Source organism: Salinimicrobium oceani (assembly GCF_012037645.1).
Genome location: NZ_JAAVJR010000356.1, coordinates 1 through 534 on the forward strand (window position 1 = coordinate 1; position 534 = coordinate 534).

Annotated in this window: 1 protein-coding gene; it reads left to right on the plus strand. The window is 46.4% G+C overall.

Annotated features, from left to right (window positions below):
• Positions 1-534: carboxyl transferase domain-containing protein (locus HC175_RS17160; RefSeq protein ID WP_317172349.1), on the plus strand; the 534-nt coding region annotated here is incomplete at both ends.

A 534-nucleotide genomic window follows, 5' to 3' on the forward strand; every position in this document is an offset into this window, starting at 1 on the left:
CCGATCTTTGCCCAGGACTTTACTGTTTTTGGGGGTTCTCTTTCTGAAACCCATGCCGAAAAGATCTGCAAAGTTATGGATCATGCCATGAAAGTTGGAGCGCCAATTATTGGTTTAAATGATTCAGGCGGAGCCAGAATACAGGAAGGGGTGAGATCCCTGGGTGGCTATGCCGATATTTTTTACCGAAATGTGCAGGCATCGGGAGTGATTCCGCAGATCTCGGCGATCATGGGCCCCTGTGCAGGGGGAGCCGTTTATTCTCCCGCCATGACAGATTTTACACTCATGGTGCAGGATACCAGCTACATGTTCGTTACCGGGCCAAACGTGGTGAAGACTGTTACGAATGAAGAAGTAACTTCCGAAGAACTTGGAGGTGCAAGTACACATTCTACAAAAAGCGGGGTCACTCACATCACATCTGCGAACGATATCAGCTGTCTTGAAGATATTAAGAAGTTGTTGAGCTACCTGCCACAGAACAATAAAAATACACCCGAAAAATTCAATTTTCAACTGGGAGATGAGCTT